Source organism: Vibrio sp. 10N.286.45.E10 (genome assembly GCF_002874195.2).
Taxonomy (GTDB): domain Bacteria; phylum Pseudomonadota; class Gammaproteobacteria; order Enterobacterales; family Vibrionaceae; genus Vibrio; species Vibrio crassostreae.
The window spans coordinates 1010144-1029003 of record NZ_MCWD02000002.1 but is presented as its reverse complement, the minus strand read 5'-3'; the positions used below and the strand labels follow the sequence as shown (position 1 = coordinate 1029003).

At 44.8% G+C, this 18860-nt stretch carries 14 protein-coding genes; 6 read left to right on the top strand and 8 right to left on the bottom strand.

Translation table 11 applies throughout. The features are described 5' to 3' along the window. The first annotated feature begins 1 nt into the window (after position 1). From BCU34_RS17560 to BCU34_RS17540, 5 genes are read left to right on the top strand one after another with little or no spacing between them, the layout of a single operon-like run. Entirely contained in the window at positions 2 to 928 is a 927-nt protein-coding gene (locus BCU34_RS17560; RefSeq protein ID WP_102479016.1) for a DUF58 domain-containing protein, read from the top strand. Beyond that, a complete protein-coding gene (locus BCU34_RS17555) occupies positions 925 to 1410 on the top strand; it encodes a DUF4381 domain-containing protein (protein ID WP_102479017.1) in 486 nt (161 codons plus the stop codon). Before BCU34_RS17560 ends, BCU34_RS17555 begins: the two co-directional genes overlap by 4 nt. Further along, positions 1403 to 2395, top strand: coding sequence for a vWA domain-containing protein (locus BCU34_RS17550; RefSeq protein ID WP_102479018.1), 993 nt, complete (start codon positions 1403 to 1405; stop codon positions 2393 to 2395). Before BCU34_RS17555 ends, BCU34_RS17550 begins: the two co-directional genes overlap by 8 nt. Beyond that, entirely contained in the window at positions 2388 to 4352 is a 1965-nt protein-coding gene (locus BCU34_RS17545) for a vWA domain-containing protein (RefSeq protein ID WP_108145154.1), read from the top strand. Before BCU34_RS17550 ends, BCU34_RS17545 begins: the two co-directional genes overlap by 8 nt. A 2-nt stretch (positions 4353 to 4354) precedes the next feature. Next, complete coding sequence (locus tag BCU34_RS17540; protein WP_102479020.1) at positions 4355 to 6037, top strand: BatD family protein; 1683 nt, start codon at positions 4355 to 4357, stop codon at positions 6035 to 6037. Between the two features lie 136 nt (positions 6038 to 6173). Here BCU34_RS17540 and BCU34_RS17535 read toward each other — a convergent pair whose 3' ends face one another. From BCU34_RS17535 to BCU34_RS17515, 5 genes are all read right to left on the bottom strand, one after another. Continuing rightward, positions 6174 to 8318 (bottom strand): GGDEF domain-containing protein, encoded by a 2145-nt coding sequence (locus tag BCU34_RS17535; RefSeq protein ID WP_102479021.1) that lies wholly within the window; start codon positions 8316 to 8318, stop codon positions 6174 to 6176. A 336-nt stretch (positions 8319 to 8654) separates the two neighbouring features. After that, positions 8655 to 9404 (bottom strand): phosphate ABC transporter ATP-binding protein PstB, encoded by a 750-nt coding sequence (gene pstB / locus BCU34_RS17530; RefSeq protein ID WP_004732036.1) that lies wholly within the window; start codon positions 9402 to 9404, stop codon positions 8655 to 8657. A 90-nt stretch (positions 9405 to 9494) separates the two neighbouring features. Next, positions 9495 to 10358 carry a phosphate ABC transporter permease PstA gene (gene pstA, locus BCU34_RS17525; RefSeq protein WP_048661034.1) on the bottom strand — a complete coding sequence of 288 codons (864 nt, stop codon included), beginning with the start codon at positions 10356 to 10358 and terminating at the stop codon, positions 9495 to 9497. Positions 10359 to 10373: 15 nt separating this feature from the next. Continuing rightward, complete coding sequence (pstC, locus tag BCU34_RS17520) at positions 10374 to 11303, bottom strand: phosphate ABC transporter permease subunit PstC (protein ID WP_019822958.1); 930 nt, start codon at positions 11301 to 11303, stop codon at positions 10374 to 10376. A 111-nt stretch (positions 11304 to 11414) separates the two neighbouring features. After that, positions 11415 to 12236: a phosphate ABC transporter substrate-binding protein gene (locus BCU34_RS17515; protein ID WP_057623610.1), complete on the bottom strand. Its 822-nt coding sequence runs from the start codon at positions 12234 to 12236 to the stop codon at positions 11415 to 11417. Between the two features lie 466 nt (positions 12237 to 12702). Between BCU34_RS17515 and BCU34_RS17510 the strand changes: the two genes are divergently transcribed. Further along, positions 12703 to 14346 carry a methyl-accepting chemotaxis protein gene (locus BCU34_RS17510; RefSeq protein WP_102479022.1) on the top strand — a complete coding sequence of 548 codons (1644 nt, stop codon included), beginning with the start codon at positions 12703 to 12705 and terminating at the stop codon, positions 14344 to 14346. A gap of 128 nt (positions 14347 to 14474) precedes the next feature. On the opposite strand, the gene BCU34_RS17505 is transcribed toward BCU34_RS17510, so the two are convergent. Genes BCU34_RS17505 through BCU34_RS17495 form a run of 3 tightly spaced genes read right to left on the bottom strand, consistent with a single transcriptional unit; the run spans position 14475 to position 18851 of the window. Then, positions 14475 to 15032 (bottom strand): DUF1566 domain-containing protein, encoded by a 558-nt coding sequence (locus tag BCU34_RS17505; RefSeq protein ID WP_004732048.1) that lies wholly within the window; start codon positions 15030 to 15032, stop codon positions 14475 to 14477. 2 nt (positions 15033 to 15034) lie between these two features. Further along, complete coding sequence (locus BCU34_RS17500; protein WP_017070045.1) at positions 15035 to 16519, bottom strand: DUF1566 domain-containing protein; 1485 nt, start codon at positions 16517 to 16519, stop codon at positions 15035 to 15037. 4 nt (positions 16520 to 16523) lie between these two features. Then, positions 16524 to 18851 (bottom strand): proprotein convertase P-domain-containing protein, encoded by a 2328-nt coding sequence (locus BCU34_RS17495; protein ID WP_017070046.1) that lies wholly within the window; start codon positions 18849 to 18851, stop codon positions 16524 to 16526. Positions 18852 to 18860 lie beyond the last annotated feature (9 nt).

Sequence of the window (18860 nt, the reverse complement as noted above, 5' to 3'; positions counted from 1 at the left end):
CATGAATAATCAATTACCCAACAATAGTGACGGTGTCACGTTAAATCTGGACGAACTGCTGCAATACAAAGCGCAGTCTGTTCGCTGGTTGCCTCCAGCCAAGAGCCTGTGGTCGCAACTAAACGGGCAACACGAGAGCAATCGTAAAGGTCGCGGGATGAATTTCTCTGAGGTTCGTCAATATCAGGCGGGCGACGACATCCGTAGCATTGATTGGCGCGTCACGGCGAGAACAGGCAAGGCGCATACCAAACTGTTTTCAGAAGAAAGAGAACAGCCTGTGATTTTGTTCTTAGATCTGTCGAGCAGTATGATTTTCGGCTCAACCTTATTGCTTAAATCGGTTCAACTCGCACACTTTGCCAGCCAACTTTGTTGGTTAACCGTCGCTCAAAAAGACCGGATTGGCGCAGTGATAGATACTGGCCAAGAGATCATTGAGATTAAACCAAGTGCTAGCAACCATGCTCCGCTGCGTATTTTACAAAAAGTCATAGAAATCAATAACGCAGCGCTGACCAACCAAGACAATCACAGCGACACAACCTTAGAGCATGGGCTGAAGTCTCTGCATCAGCTTTGCCCGAAAGGCAGCGATATCATTATGCTCAGTGACTTTGTCCGTTATAACGAAAGTAATTACTCACTTATCAATCAAATACGTCGACATAATCGAGTTCGCTTAGTGCATTTTTACGACCCATTAGAACAAGGTGTTACTTCATTCAAAGGTTCAAAACAGATCACCGATGGCAATAAAACCCAATGGTTTAACTTTTCATCAAACAGGGAAAAGGAAAAGCTCAGTCACGCATTTGATCAGAAGCAACAACAACTGATGCAAATGAGCCTTTCTCTGGCGATCCCATACAGTTCATTGTCTTGTGCGCAATCGTTAATGAGCCAAGTGTCAGGAGTTCAGTCATGAATCAACCTCTCGACTTGAGCCCTATTATTACACCAAGCGCACCGTCATGGTGGCCTTTGGCATGGGGGTGGTGGGCTGTGATTATCACGGCCATTGTTGTGATCGCCTTAGTATTTTTCATTATAAAACGCAGACAAAAGAACCAATACGCGAAGAACGAAGCACTTGCTTGCTTTCGTAACAGTCAGCCTTCAAATACCTTGTCTCCGAGCGCAGCTCAAGACATCGTTCGTCAGGCTGCATTGAGCTATTTTCCACGCGACAAAGTGGCAGGCTTATCTGGTGATGATTGGTTGGCTTTTTTAGATGCGCAATTAGCGAAGCCGTTATTTGTAGCAAAACAATCCCAGTGGCAGCAAGCGCTCTATCAAAATGCAGCCCTAATGAACGACGAACAGAAAAAGGCTCAACAGCAATTGGTTAATGACTGCGAAACCTGGCTTCGTAAAGCCCTTCCTCCAAAGCGAGGTCGTTATGACTGATCTTTTAAACACGAGCTTACTAAATATTGAATTCGTTTGGTGGTGGATGTTTTTGCTCGCGCCACTACCGGTTCTCGTTTACTTGTTCTCTCCTAAGGCGGAATCGAACAATGCCCTAAGGCTTCCGTTTTTGCCCGAGGACAGCAATACCAAAACACCGAGCAGTCGCTTACCCAAAGCCTTGTCAGTCATCATCTGGCTTTTATTGGTAACGGCCATGGCACGTCCAGTTTGGTACGGTGAACCGGTTGAGTTTCAGCCGAAACACCGTGATTTGATGTTGGTTGTCGACCTCTCCTACTCGATGAGTCAAGAAGACATGCAATTCAATGGCGAATACATCGATCGCTTATCTGCGGTAAAACATGTATTGAGTGACTTTATTGAACGACGAAAAGGCGACCGAGTCGGATTGGTGCTATTTGCTGATCACGCCTACTTGCAGACGCCACTGACGTTAGACAGAGACACGCTTTCACAACAGCTCAATCAAGCGGTGTTAAAGCTTATCGGTACTCAAACTGCGATCGGTGATGGTATCGGCCTTGCCACCAAAACCTTTGTCGATAGCTATGCCCCTCAGCGTGTAATGATTCTACTCAGTGACGGCAGCAATACCGCGGGCGTATTAGATCCACTTGAAGCTGCCGATATTGCTAAGAAGTACAACGCGACGATTTACACCGTGGGTGTCGGTGCGGGTGAAATGATGGTCAAAGAGTTCTTCATGACTCGTAAGGTCAATACTGCTCAAGATTTGGATGAACGCACCCTAATGGAAATTGCCAAACGCACTGGCGGTCAGTACTTCCGTGCGCGTGACAGCAAAGAGCTAGCAACGATTTACGACACCATCAACCAGTTAGAACCCGTGACGAACGCCACTAAGATATGGCGACCACAACAAGAGTGGTTTGTGTGGCCTCTGTCTGCGGCAATGTTCTTCGCATTTATGCTGTTAGCCATTAGGAGAAACAATGTCTAACTTTACTTTTATCTACCCATATTGGTTCTTGGCTCTTGCCGTGCTGCCCGCTATTTGGTGGCTTAGCAAGAGACAATCCAAGCAAGGGTTATTGGCGTCACACATCGCACGTTATTTGGCTCCTGAATCGAACAAACCCTCGAAAAACCGCAGCACTTATTTCGGTGTTTGGTGGTTGGTCGGTGTCATCGCATTGGCCGGTCCAAGCTTTGAAAAAAATGAACAGCCAAGCTTTGAAAAAACGGAGGCACGAGTTGTGATCATGGATATGTCGATGTCTATGTATGCCACTGACATTAAACCGAACCGTTTAACACAGGCGCGATACAAGGCTCTGGATCTGCTTTCGTTATGGAAAGAAGGCCTAACAGGAATGGTGGCATACGCCGGAGATGCTTACACCATCAGTCCGCTAACGTCAGACATCAACACCATCAAGAACCTCGTACCCAACCTATCACCAGATATCATGCCCTTCCAAGGCGGCAATGCAGCATCGGCAGTTAAGCTCGCGATTGAGATGATGACTCGCGCTCATATCTACCAAGGCGATCTGGTACTGATTGCTGATGATATTGATGGTCAAGAGAAGAAAGATATCGACTCACTACTCTCTGGTAGTAATTGGACGTTATCAGTCTTGGCTGTAGGTACGAAAAGCGGCGCGCCGATCTCATTACCTACAGGTTCGATGTTACAGACTGACTCCGGACAAACCGTGGTTGCGAAAACCAACTTAGACAATATGCGCGACCTGACTCGTCGCTCTGGCGGCACATTCACTGAGGTACAATTTGATAACTCAGACGTTGAACACATCGCAAGTTATCTCGATCGAATTGCTACAACATCAGAAGTGACTAAAACCAATAACTCGCTCAATACCAGAGTGAACAACGGTTTCTGGTTATTGCCGTTTTTGTTACTTCCTGCCCTTGGGCTATTTCGAAAAGGGGTTATTTGGTGTGGCCTAGCTGTGCTTGTATCGTTCAGCCAGCCGAATTCTGCGTTTGCGAATCCTTGGAAAACCGATGATCAGGTGGGTTATCAGTTATATCAAGATGAGGACTTTCAACAAGCCGCAGAACAGTTCGAACAGCAAGAATGGAAAGGCATTGCGCAATACAAAGCCGGTGATTTCGAAGCGGCCGAACAGACGCTACAAAGCCTTTCCGGCGAAGATGCTCGCTACAACCTCGCCAATGCACAAGCAAAGCAAGGTAAGTACGACCAAGCGATAAAAGAGTATCAACGCATTCTCGAAAGCAACCCTGAACATGCTTATGCGAAGAAGAACCTAGAGATTGTCGAACAAGCTCAGAAGCAACAGCAACAGCAACAGCAACAGCAACAGCAACAGCAACAGCAACAGCAACAGCAACAGCAAGGTGATTCTGAATCCAAAGATCAGAAAGACCAAGGTCAGCAAGGTCAGCAAGGTCAGCAAGGTCAGCAAGGTCAGCAAGGTCAGCAAGGTCAGCAAAATGATTCTTCGAAAAGCTCGCAGGATCAACAACAAAGCTCTACTGACAATGGGAAGTCGCAAAGTCAAAGCGGCAACCAAGATCAAAGCAACAAACAAGATCAAAGTGAAAACCAAGCTCAGAATACTGACCAAAGCCAAGCTGATAACCGCTCTGATTCCAAGATGGATGAAGAAAACGACAAGCAAGCTGTGCAACAAAACAAAGCGGCTCAAGCAGGTAGGCCGTCACAAGACAAAGATGACTCTGCATCTCAGACAGCTCAAGCTCAAGAGGCTGCTAAGGAAGACAGTGATAACAACACTCAACAAACTTCAGCACAAGTATCAGGTCAACCTATGTCGAGCGATCCTGATATGCGAAAACTTGAACAAGTAGAAAGCGCCCGTGATCCGAGCCAACTGCTTAAAGCGCAAATGATTCTACAAGCACGACAAAAAAGTGCTCCTAACAACCAAAACAAAAAGTGGTAACCATGCGATTTTTAAACAAGCCATTTTTATCAATACTACTGACACTGCTAATCGGTGTTTTCTCGTCACATTCTGTATTAGCAGCAGCCGCTGTTGCGAGTGTTTCGCAAAACAGTGTTACCAAAGATGAAGTCTTCCTACTTAGAGTGGCGACCGATGAAAAAGTATCGTCCGACGCTTTAGATCTCGCCCCCCTTCAGAAGGATTTCTACGTCGGCACCCCAAGCTTTGGGTCGTCGATGCGAATCGTAAATGGTAGCCGCACTGTGTCTAGCGAATGGAATATTACCCTTGCCCCACTTCGATTAGGCCGATTAGATATTCCTAGCTTTGATATTGAAGGGGCTAAAACGAAGCCTATCACTATCAACGTTTCGGTTAATAAAGCAGCTCCAAAGCAGAGTGACATGGCCGTGTTTCAACTTAATCTGAGTAAAGACTCACTATACCCTCAAGAGGTCGCGGAGCTTGATGTAAAGCTCATCATTAAGGCTGATCCTAGAAGGCTGCAAGATCCTAAAATTGCACCACCAAGTTCAGCAAAATTAGACGTTGAGCCGATTGGAGAGTCTAAGCAATTTCAAGATGTTATCAACGGACAAGAAGTCACCGTTGTTCAGCAATCTTTCCATATATCGTCACAGCAAGCAGGACAATTTCAGCTTCAAGGGCCAAAGTTAACTGGTGCAGTTGTTTACTCAACCAACAACTCAAGCACAACGCGTCTTTTCCAGCTCGACACGCCTGTTGAAACCTTAGATGTCACAGTAAATCCGGTACCAAAAGGCTATCAAGGTGAGTGGTTACCAACATCGAACTTCAAGTTGATTCAGAAATGGTCAGATAGCCAAGGCAACGAGCTGACAGATAGCAATACTTTAGGTGGCGAGAAGCAGAATATTGAAATGGAAGCAGGTGATTCGTTAACTCGTACCATCACAATGACAGCCAGCAACTTGACCCAGCATCAACTGCCAAAACTGAAGATCACCTACCCTAAATCGGTACGTGTTTATGAAGAGAAACCGCAATTTGGCACTACCCAATCCGGTAATGCTATCGTTGTGTATAAACAGGTTCTAATCCCTAAGGAATCTGGAAGCATCTCTCTGCCTGATGTTTCTCAAACTTGGTTTAACACCGATTCGCAATCACAAAAGACCAGTAAAGCTCTTGGACTTGAGTTGTCGGTTCAGGCAAGTGATCGCGCGATCTCAAGCACGCCGCCGCCTCTGACAGAAACACCAACCAAACAAGCCAGCCCGACGATTGTTACCGTTGATACCCCTGGCATATGGCCTTACCTAACCGCGCTGTTCGCTGCCTTGTGGTTAATCAGTTCTACAGTTGCTTTCTACTTCTGGTCACGCCGCGGCACAACAGTAAAACCAAAGCGCCAAGATGAACATCAATCCGATACAGCCGAAGCGCTGATTACCGCGCTGAAAGCGAAAGATGGGGTGATGACGAGAACCTTGTTTGAGCAATGGAAAACAGAAAACTCAAGCTTGAGTGGTGAAACGTTAGAAGCAATTGAAGCGGAGCTAACCAAGCTCAACCAAAGCCTCTATGCTGAAACTGGATCACCAAGTCAGTCATGGGATCCAGCTCTAGCAATCAAAGCGGTTAAGAAGCCAAAACGCATCTCGAACAAAGCTCATAAGAGCACGTTAGAAAGGCTTTAATTAACCAGCCATCTAAATAAGCAGAACGCTAGTTAAGCAGAGAATCTAAGTAAACAAAAAAAACGAAGCCGTGATGACCACATTGTGATCATCACGGCATCAGTCGTTTTTAAGAGATGAAAAAATAAATGCCACACTAAGTCAGTGGCGTCGCAACCTTTCTTCGCTTTAGAGCAGAGACAATTCGATTTCGCCCTGAGTCTTTGGCTTGATACAAAGCTTTGTCTGCCTTGCCATACAGCAAGTCGAAATCGAATTGATGCTGGTCTGAGGTTATCGACGCGTAACCAACAGATGCAGTTAAATACTGGCTGGTGCTGCTTTCACAATGAAGGATCTTCGCCTCTTCAATGCATTTTCTGATCGACTCTGCACGCTGTTTAGTTTCAGAGTGATGAGTGCCGATCATCAACAACATAAACTCTTCACCACCAATACGACAGAAAGTTTCCTTATCGCTATGAACATGAGCATTAAGTATCTTGCCGATGGTTCGCAGAGCAGCGTCACCCTCTGTATGACCATAAACACTGTTGTACAAGCCAAAATGATCTAAATCGACAAGTATAAGCCCAAATGTAATTTCATGTTGTGTGGCAAAAGCACCTTGATCGTCGCAGTTCAAATCTTCTAAGACCTGCGACAGCATACGACGGTTTCCAAGACGTGTTAGAGGGTCTAATTTAGAAATAATATCCAACTGTTCATTGGCTCTTTCAAGCTCTTGAGTGCGTTTGCTGACCTCTTGTTCAAGCGTTTCATTGAGCTTTTTCAGCTCCTCTTGAGCCATGGTTCTTTGCAATACCTCTGCAAGGCTAGAGGCAAATATACGAATCACTTCGCGAAGCTGTGAAGTTAAGGGACTGCGAGTTAACAAGTTATCAGCTGCGATAAACGCAATCGGTTCACTCGTGTTTGTGGTGAGCATAGTCATGGCCGTCCAACCGACTCCGACAATATTGAAGTCGTGATAAATAGGGACTGATTCTTCAAACGCCACTTGATTAGGGCAAGCACGAGCTGCGGCTACGATGTCTCGCTCTACCAGCTCAGAGCGATAATAGGACTCATCGACAATATCGCCTTTTATGTCCGTGCCCCACGTGCCTTGCATGTAACTGCAATTTTTATCGGTGAGGAAAACCGCCAGTCGGTCGATGCCTAAATGCTGAATCGCAAAGCTCACCGCCGATTTACACACTTCACTGACAGTATCGCAGCGAGATAGCTCCACCATACTTGAGTGCAACATGCGTATATTTTGTTCTTGGCGTTTGCGAATGTAGATCTGAGAAAGCAGAGAGCCAAAGGATTCAAGCATCTGCTTTTGATAATTGGTGATGGGTGAACGGTGAATGTAGTTATCCATCGCAATCCATCCGACGGGTTTATCACCTTCACGTAAGATGAGCATTCCATTCCACCCCTGCCCGACCACTTTTCCTTCCGTGTAGAGCGGGGCTTGCTCGATAACAATGAGGTTGGTGTGATTGTCAGACAAAGCTTCAATATATTCAGCTTCAAGCTGGTGTAAATCATATTGAGTATGGTGCTCACTGTTTGTCTTACCGGACTCATCAGTGCCGTATGTCCCGCTAAAACAGCGCTTTTTCATATCCAATAGCATGAAGATCGCACGATCAAATCCTAACCGATCACGAACCGCCTCAACCGAGGCTTTATACAAGGCATCCAAAGAGTCAGGATTAGAAAGCTCTAATGCCACCTGATGAACCAGTTTCATATTCTCCACAAACAGTTCACGAAGCTTTATTTCATCAAGGTACTGCGCTTCACGCGTGTCGCGGTGTTTGATCTCCAGCGCAGCGTTCTTTTCTGCACGAATGCATTGCCAGCGGGCTGCTGCAAGTTGAAGAACATCAAGATCTTGGTCGAAGGTTTGGTTGATATGTTGAGCATTGCAATTTTGAACAATTAAATAAGTTCTACAGGCAGGCGCGTTGTCGAGCATCATGATGAATGACTCTCCACCTAACACTTTCATGTGTTCCCACTTACAAGTGTTGATAGACATTGGGAGCACACCATCTGCGGTATCGAATTGAGAAACCCAAGGCCAAAACGTAGCAGGATAATTTGCCAGAGACGTTAGCTCTCCATAAGAAAACAAGGGGAACGAATCGACTTCTGGTATCGGTTCTGCAAATATCCCAATCCCTTTTGGAGTAAGCATCTTAGTCAAGTAGTCAAAAAGAGACTCTGCCAATAAACGGTGATCACGCGTAGCAGATATTTGTTTTGCAAAGGCTTTTACAGGCACAGCTTCCGTCCATTGGCTATTGAGAATACAGCAAAAATACAGAAGCCTTGATATGCAATCAATGTAACTAAAAATGAGATGTTAAGCGGGTCGCAATTTCACTTTTTACATTATCACAAGCATGAGAAGGACTACAAAAATGGGATTTCCTGCCCAAAATTTCATCGACATTGGGACTTTTTTAAAGGCATAAAAAAGCCCCACCTAAAGTGGGGCAAAACTTCCATCGCTTATAGTTATAGTGATAATTCTGTCGATCTATTCGATTATCTAACCTGCGTATCAGTTAGCGTGCTGATTTCGCTAAAAGGCCAAACACAGCACTTGAATAATCAATTAACCAAAGTCACCGTTTACGTAACCTTTAGTACGATCATCTTTTGGCTCGCTAAAGATAACACTCGTTTCGTTGTGCTCTACAAGCTCTCCCATTAGGAAGAAAGCAGTACGGTCTGAAATACGACGCGCTTGCTGCATTGAGTGCGTTACGATAACGATAGTGAAGTCTTTCTTCAGATCTTCCATCAATTCTTCAATCTTATGCGTCGCGATTGGGTCTAGAGCCGATGTTGGTTCATCCATTAGGATTACATCCGGTTCCATTGCAATGGTACGAGCGATACATAGACGCTGTTGCTGACCACCAGACAAGCCAAATGCGTGTGCTTTAAGACGGTCTTTTACTTCGTCCCAAAGTGCCGCACTGCGCAGTGAGCTTTCTACTACTTCGTCAATGTGCTTTTTGTCTTTGATACCTTGAGCACGTAGCCCGTAAGCCACGTTCTCGTAGATGCTCATTGGGAATGGGTTTGGTTTTTGGAATACCATGCCGACGCGGATACGTAGGTCAGCCACATCAATATTGCCGTAGATGTTTGTGCCATCCATATCCAGCTTACCTTTGATAGTAACGCCTTCAATTAGGTCATTCATGCGGTTCAAGCAACGTAGTAGCGTTGACTTACCACAACCAGATGGGCCAATCAGTGCCGTAACCTGACGAGTTGGAATTGGCAGGTTGATAGATTTAAGCGCTTGGTTGTCGCCGTAAAACAGATCTAGGTTCTCAATATCAAATTTGTTCATTGTCGTAATCTCTAAATTCTTAAATTCGTGTCTAGCTTGATGCTTTCTTTATCACGGAGGCTCTCTTTATTGTTGAGCCTGCTAATCAGCTTAGTAAGTTGCCGTGTTGAAGCGTCTTGCAATCAGTTTTGTAACCATGTTGATCAAGAGAACCAATACGATTAGGACTGTCGCCGTGCCGTAGGCTTGGTTCCACTCATCGATAGTAAATAGCTCTGTTGTCAGCTTATATAGGTGAACCGTTAGTGTACGGCCAGAATCGAATACCGACTCAGGAACACGTGCCACCATACCTGCTGTTAAAAATACAGGTGCTGATTCGCCAATTACACGACCAATACTAAGAATGACCGAAGTTAAGATACCTGGCATTGCGCTTGGTAAGATCAAACGCCAGATAGTGTAGATTTTTGAAGCGCCAAGGCCGTATGAGCCTTCACGGTAAGTTTGTGGTACTGCCATCAATGCTTCTTCTGTAGTACGAATGATTACAGGAAGAATCAAGATACTTAGCGTTAATGCACCCGATAGAATCGAGAAGCCAAGGCCAAGGATCGAAACAAAGAAGGTCATACCGAACAGACCGAAGATAATCGATGGAATACCAGCGAGCGACTCAGTACAGAATCGAATCACTTTCACCAAACGGCTACCTACTTTCGCATATTCTGTTAGGTAGATTGCCGTCATGATGCCCAGTGGCGCTGCGACTGCAATCGATGCAATTACCATGTAGATCGTGGCGATGATCATTGGGAAAATACCACGCTCTTCACCAGTACGAGTGTAATCGTCAGTGATGAAGTTCCAATCTACGTATTGCAGACCGTTCGATAGGATGTACCAAATAATCCAGAATAAGAAACCAACGGTTACAGCCGCAGCTGCCCAGATAAAACCTTTTAAGATGTTATCTTTGATTTGACGTGCTTGCTTTAATTTTACGCGATCCATATTACTTATCCTCGCCTACTTCGCTTTTTCACGGTTAAGATAAAGTAGAGCACCATTTAACATCATGATGAACACTAGAAGTACAACACCTGTTGCGTACAGTGCGTTAGCGTGAACGCCACTTGCGTAAGACATTTCAATTGCAATGTTTGCTGTTAGCGTACGAGCCGAATCCAAAATACCTTCTGGCATTGCTGGCGCGTTACCCATAACCATGATGATTGCCATCGTTTCGCCAAGTGCGCGACCGATACCCAAAATCACACCAGTCATAATGCCTGAACGTGCAGCAGGAACGAGTAGCTTAAAAATTGTGTAGATTTTCGAAGCGCCCAGTGCAAGTGAACCTTCTTTGTATGTACGAGGTACAGCACGAATCGAAGTTTCAGAAACCGTGATAACGGTAGGAAGAATCATGATACCCAGAACAATGATACCTGCCAGGATAGTATTACCGGCTGGTACTTGGAAAATGTTCTGAATCATTGGAACGATAATTACCAGACCGAAGAAGCCGTAAACTACCGACGGGATACCAGCTAGAAGCTCAACTGCTGGTCGAATAATATCTGCCAGACGCTTTGGAGCAATCTCAGCAATAAAAATAGCGGTTAATACACCAACTGGCACACCAACAACTACAGCTCCAAGTGTCGAAACGATCGAGGCAACGATCATGGTTGCAACACCGAATAGAGCTGGAGGTAACCAGTCAACACCCAGAACGATGCCAGAAACACCCGCCTCTTGGAATGCAGGGATACTCTCTGCAACGATAAAGTAAGCGATAACGGCTAGTGATACGATGCCGATTACAGCACTCGATAAGAACAAGCCGTGGAAGATTCTTTCTCTCCAGTCGATGCGCTTCTTAGCACGTAGACTTGGCTTGTTGATTTGAGTCGCTTCAGTATTCATAAGCTTTTCACTATTTGCGATGGTCATATATAAAATCTCAAACTTTGTGGCTCAACAAGAGCTCGAAATAGACAAAGTTGAAAGAAAAGGCTCAGCCTAAGTTAGGCTGAGCAATAATTAAGTGTTGGTCAGTTAAGATTAGTTAACTGTGATGTAGCCTTTTTTGTCAGCGATAGCTTGAGCTTCATCTGCAACCATCCAATCTAGGAATTGTTGAGTTTCAGCTGTTGGAGCGCCTGCTTTGTAAAGAACTAGGAAAGGACGAGCAACTTTGTAAGAACCGTTCTTAACGTTGTCTACAGTCGCAGCAGCGCCGTCGATAGTTAGAGCTTGAACAGATTCGTCAACTGTACCTAGAGAGATAAAGCCGATAGCGTATGGGTTGCTTGCTACAGAAACTTTAAGTGCGCCGTTACCGTTTGCAACTTGAGCACGTTGAGAGATAGCCGATACTTTCTTGTCGCCAATCTTCTTCTTAAGTTTCATGATGTCTTCGAATGCACCACGTGTACCAGATGCAGTATCACGAGTGATTGCTACGATTGGCTTGTCTGCACCACCAACATCTTTCCAGTTAGTGATGTCGCCTTTGTAGATTGAAGTGATTTGCTCAGCTGTAAGAGCAGATACTTCGTTATTTGGGTTAACAACAACTGCGATACCGTCACGAGCGATAACGAGCTCTTTCAGGTCAGCTGTTTTCTCTTCTTCTTTTAGGTCACGAGAAGAGATACCAAGGTCAGCACTTCCATTTTTTGCTGCTTTGATGCCTGCAGAAGAACCCGGTGCTTGAATTTCGATGAACACTGGTTCGCCTTTATTCATGTAGGTTTCTGCAAAAACTTCAACCAGTGGAGAAGCACTGTTAGAGCCAACTACAGAGATAGTTTCTTTAGCTGAAGCTGTATTCACTGTTAGAGCGCCTAGTAGTGCGATTGCACCGATAACTGTCTTTTTCATCACAAATTTCCTTTAGTGGCGTTATTGCCGTAATGTTGTTTTGCTTGAACGGTGCCCACTTTAGAATCTGAATGTGACAGTTGTGTTTCACTTAATTGAAGCCTATATGACAACTACAATTTATTTTCTTGTTTTCCCCCTACCAAATAACCTTGAAGTAATAAATTAGCCTCACTTATAGGCACTGAATATTCATTCCAACCTATTTAAGCCAAACCGCTCAATATCTCGCCATCCCTTTCATTACCTAATACCACACAGGGTTCTGTGTTAAATAACCCTATCTTAAAAATGGCTAAAGCCTTGTTTGCACAATAAATAATCATAATTTATGAAATAGCTATCGCATATATCAAAATCGAATCTATTACTGATTGAATTGTCATTCTCAGAAGTTAGAATCACTGGCTAATAACAATAATAACAATTGCTTCTGCTCATTTATTTATTCAAAGAGGGACATTACATGCGCCAACTTCTCAGTGGCTTATCGATAAAAATACAAATTCTCATTCCAGTACTCTTTTCCGTCGTATTACTTTTGACGGGTGTCATCATCGGTGGTGACAAACTGGAAAACGCTTTTAAAGATGTATCAACAGCAACCGATCAACTCATCCTACATAAAGAAGAACTCAGTGAAATCGTCGACAACAGCTATGGCATGCGCATCAAAGCGATCTACAGCCTATTCAATGCTGATGACGTAAAAACACTGGTTGAAACACTAAACCAAAAACGCGACCAAAATACTCGCCTACTGAACTCATTAGACACAGTGCCAGGCATGCAAGATGAAGTAGCCGCAATGAGCAAAGCGATGAATCACTATGTCGATTTTTCTCGCACCACTATGCTTCCTCTATTAAGAGCAAAACATGGCAGCGCAGCGCTACCTTCTGACTTTGATAACCGCTATCAGATCGCAATCGACCAATATCGTCACGCGGGTAACGAAATGGTGCAAGCTATCAACCTCCTCTCAAAGCAACTGAACCGTATTGCCACTCAAGAAGTGGACATCAATGGCCAGCAACACACCAGCACACTCAATACCGCAACCATCGCACTGTTAGTGATTCTTTCAATCGCATTAGTCATCAGCTGGACGCTAGCTGGCATCATTGTTAAGCCGCTTAGCAATATCCAAGAAACCATGCGCGAAGTAGCAAAAGGTAACCTGCTAGTAAAAGCGGAAGAGCATGGCGACAACGAAATATCTCGCCTTGCCCAAGACGTAAACAAATCCGTTGAGCAATTGCGCGACACCGTAAGTTCACTATCTCGAATCAGTATTGAAGTGGCTTCTGCGTCGACAGAGCTAGCGGCTGTAATGACACAATCCAGCGTTAACTCAGACCAAGAGAAGCAAGAAGTGGAGCAAGTCGCTTCTGCTGTAAACCAACTAGAAAGCACCGCATCGCACGTTAATGAGAACGCAGTACAAGCTGACTCAGCGTCTAAGCAAGCCGACGAAATGGCAACACACAGCATGAGCTTGTTTAATGAAAGCAACAAAGCTAACGAACAGATGGCGATTCAGCTAAGCGAAGCTGCAAATGTTGTGGGCACGCTAAAAGAGCACTCTGAACAGATTGGCAAAGTGATTGAGGTGATTCAAAGCATCTCTGAACAAACTAACCTGCTTGCGCTTAACGCGGCAATCGAAGCGGCTCGCGCAGGTGAAAGTGGCCGTGGTTTCGCGGTTGTTGCTGATGAAGTTCGAATGCTAGCGGCACGCACACAAGATTCAACTAAAGAGATCCAAACCATTATTGAAGGTTTGCAGGTTCAATCTGGCAACGCTAACGAGAGCATGAGCAGTTCATTAGCTATGCTAGAGCACAACCAAACACTCTCAGGCGAGGTGAGCGCAGCACTTTCTGGTATTGCTAACTCAGTAACCGACATGACAGAAATTAACACTCAAGTTGCCTCTGCCGCAGAAGAACAAAGCCAAGTGACAGCAGACATCAACCGTAATATCTCAAACATCTACAGCCTAGTAAGCCAAAACGTAACCGGTATTACTCAAGCCGCAGCAGCGAGCCACGAGCTATCTAACCTAGCCGAGCAGCAAAAGCAGCAGTTGGATTATTTTAAGGTATAGGGTTTAAGGTGTAGGCTTCAAGGTCTAAGGTCTAGGTCTAGGTCTAAGACTTAAGTTAAGACCTATATACCAAAACCTAAAAGGCCGTGGAAAACCACGGCCTTTCTATTTACGCATTAAGAACTAAATCATTCTGCAACTAATAAGACGCTAAATTTATATTGTGCGGCGTTGTACTGGTAAACCTCACCATTAATCGAATCAAACGTCATTACGCTCTGACCATCACTCGCAGGAGTTGAACTCCATATATAAACGGCTAAGTTTCCAGCTTCAACGTTAAATGTATCACCAAACACCTTGTGACTCATTGCTGGAGAGTGGCAAGCCACTTCTTTTAGTGACACTAACTCTTTGATGTTTGGCATGCGCCACTCTTTTTTACCACCGAACTGATGCAACGCATGACTGCCACTTTGATCATTGATTGATTCAACCATAGAGAGAGCACTCTGCCAGTGATACGTTTCAGCAGGCCCACTACAAGCTAATGTCTTCGTATCCCAAGTTTTACCCAGTTGGCAACGCATCCAAGTTAACCCTGTCAGTTCATCACTAAACGTCCCATTATCATTCGCAACATAACGTGTGCTCGGAGCCGATTTTTCCATATCTAAACTGCACTCTTGTGCCATTGCACCCGCAGAAAACAGAGCCATTAAAGTGATGGAGAGTAAATTTTTCATATCTATTTACCTTGTAGTGAAACTAAGCGAACTGGGAATTGGTACGAGTCATAATTATCTGAAGAATCGACATCACCTGAATAGATCTCTATAGAACCAACAACCCCTCTATCTGAGCCCTGGGTTCCAATCTCGTTATAATAGAAGCCACCTTCAACAGCAGTGTTTGTATATTGACTATAAGTAATGGATTGTGTCCATACCGAGCCAGTGTAAGTCGTATAGTCAATACCAAGGGTTTGATGTGGGAAGTACTTGTAAGTTAAACCATAAACTTCACCATCCGAGTTGGTTTCGGTCTCACCGAAGTCGAGCACGTTGTAGAATTCATTGAACGTTGGCAAGCGCCAATCTGACTTGCCGCATAAGTTCATTGCATTGATATGTTCAACGTAATCTTGAGTGGTACATACCGCATCACCTTTCGTTTTACACGTCGCTAAATCAACATCTTGATCGTAAGGCGTTACTCGTCCAGGTAGCTCAAGCGCTAATATGCGATCTTTATGTTGAATAGAGCTTTCATCATCCGTTTTCGATTCCCAAATCAAGCCACTGCGTTGATCCAAAACACAAGACCACTCCGCTGCATCATCAGCAAGCACCTGGCCATTTGAATCTAACTTTGCGAACTGGAAACCATTACCGGTATTGGCATTCAGCTCTGTTTTATCAAAGCCGTATTCTGCATCTTGACCTGGGAATGAACTCTGTGGTTCAACGACATTTTGTGTGTCATCAATATCTGAGAAATAGCGTAAAACACCCGTATCATTCAATGCTGTCGCAGCTTTTAGCTCTCCTTCGAGGAAATTTGCAAAAGCAGTAACTTGGTCATTATCTAGTACTCCACCCACATAATCGGCCGCACTCTTATCAAATTTCGCACTCAATTGAGCCAGCATGAACGCACGATTAGAGTGCTTAAACGCCTTAATTGTTGATACGACATTTTGTTCCAGACTCGCGAGTTCAGACGCAGATAAATCGTCTTGAATATCGCCAGAGATCGTAATACCACTTTTCGCCAACTGCGCTTTTAATTTGTTGTTTGCCTCAGCTACCGTTAACCCGTCTGCGACATAACCCGCCAATAGTGAACTGATACCATTAATCTCGTTTCCCGTATTTTTTTGAAGACCGGGAGCGGCAATATAAGCGTAAGAAGATGCAGAGCTGCTCGTGCTATTGGCTGTAATCCCCGTATCCACCTGAGCTAACAAAGGAACCGATAAAATCGACTTCTTAGTGCTGGTGATACTAAATTCGCCATTCGCGTTAGCCGTCGAACTTGGCTCTCCACTATCACACATGTAGTTTTGATTTATGTCTGCACAGACCTTACTTTGCAAATCTACATTCTGTGCTGTCACTGTACCTGACACGGTATAGGTTGGTGCTGCAGAAGCAGAGGTATCGGAACCGCCCGAACCACCGCAGCCAGCAAGAGCCAAAGAGATGGCCAAAATTGTCAATTGAGGTTTCATAGAGTTATCTTCTTGTTTTGTTTTTAAAGAGCCTTGCCGTTAGAGACAAGTTACGCGTACCAAATGACCTGCCGAACGAGAGCAAGGACATGAATAGAATTGATATGGGTGAAGCTGAGCCACCAGAGGAACCACTGGCAACGGCTGGCTCTTGAGGTGAAGTGGTTGTTTCACCACATTCGTATGTTGAAATAGTGCCAAGGCCCCAACGTTTTAAGTGCCCAGTTTCACCATTCACATAATCGGCAATTTCTAAGCGCCAAGATCCGTTAATAGGTTCCCCCTTATACGAATCTAGAACCGAGTCATGCTTGAGTGTGAAGTAACCATCAAAGCCAGAAAATCGCGTCGATTTATGGTTCAGTAAATCTATCCGTGTCCCTCTAGGTGAAATCAAGGTGACCACTAGATCACTCAATCGAGGGTGATCGATCTCTAGGTACACTCCGAAATTTTCGTCTGCTGTTTGAACCGCTCCATTTAGGGTGAAATTAAATGTTTTAAACCCAACGATCGGCTGATTTGTTGAACTCAATCTGCTGTCAGGAAGGAAGCTGTTCACTTCTTTGATATCGGATTCGAGGACAGGTAGCCCATAAACAAGTGACAAATCATGCTGCCAGTTTTGTGATTTCAAAGCGTCGCTGTATTGATAATCGACGCTCGTATTCATGGTGACTGACGAACCACAAACCTCACCAGTAGGAAGTTTTGCCTCTATCAACAGTTGGTTAACCGGATCGCTAACGAATGGCTGTGTTAATGTCGATATTTTAACCTGACCGTCGACCTGTGCCTGTCTGAGCGTGGGGTACAACTCGATCGCTAGCGCTTTTTCTGGATCAACATAGCGGCTAGCAACTTCAACCTTAAACGGCTCTATTACCAGCCCATGCACATCAAATTTTTGCTTCAATATTTCGGCATAATCGCGATTTGGATACAGTTTTTGAGCCACAAACAGCGTGCTCTCAGCTAGGTCGTGCATTTTCAACCCGCGACCAACCCCGTACATAGATTCGAGTACGATTGAATCGAACTCTTTAAAGGCGTGCTCACCATATTGTTCAACCGATGCTTTCAGAGCCTGGAATAAAGGCGTTGACCAAAGCTCATCACCTAGCTCACCCGCAACGCTTTCATGAGGGCGATATTCCGCTTGTCTAAAGTAACGTGCTCTTTGGTTCCATAGGCTACGAGTGGTATTCCTGACCCCGAAGTAACCATCCCAGTTAAAGACGGTATCGATCTCGAACTCTTGTCCACGAGTTTGAGCATTTTCATATTGAGTACGAAAGCTAAAACTACCCGCCCAGTAATCACCAAAACCTTCACCGATTGCGCCGGTATGACCATAAGCCCAATCTTTTACTATATGATAATGAATCCCATGCCCTAGCTCATGCAGAATTACGTCACCATCTAATGCATCTGGAGATCCTCCACCGATACCAAACAAAGCGGCTTTGGGGCCATAGTAATAGGTCGAGTTATCTGCGGATAAACCTCTGCCATCGAACTCAAGTGGCTCTTCAAACAGATCGAAGCCCAAGTTGCTGATATAACGCAAAGATTGATCAAGGTGAGCGAAAACCATTAATTGCGGGAATCGTGTATCTTGCCAATCTACATTTTGTAGTTCAGCTAGGTCAGTAAACTTAGCGACACCTTCAGCTGCGAGGAAATTTGAAGCATCACGATTCGTTACAGCACCCGAGTCAGTATCAATCGAATATAAGGCAACTGCATCAACCTGAGAGACACGATCATTGGTAAGGTAGATACCATCGCTGTGGTTCAAAACCTCCACATCAGTTTGTACATAATGTGGAAGACTCGGGTATTGGCTAACATCGGTAAGTAAAGATTCTGGTGGTGCAGCTTTGTCCATAGTTCTCAAATCTGGACTGAATACATTTACATGCGTCGAAACCACTTGCCCGCTGCTTAAGCTTGGCGCTCGCTCAGCTTCTAGCAAACGAGGAACTTCAAGCTCAGCTGCCGTTGTCGGAATTCCATTGAGTAATACGGTATTTTCCAGACTCCTGAAGACTCGCGAAACCTGCTCGTCTATGTTGGTTGATAACACCACAGACTTCTGTTGTTGGTACTCGCCTTCGATCAATACATCGAAGTTGTAGTGGTGCCCCAACTTAGACTGAGTTTGATAACGAAACCTAAACGTACCAACCTCAGGGTAAGCTTGTTCTAAATAGGCTTTGGCTTCCTGTTGCGTTGTCACAACAGTATTATCAATTGGGTAATCCCACTCGGCAGCGCTGCTGGCTGCTGAAACCAAGAACAAAGCGAGGTATAGAAGACTCTTTTTCATATACCCTCC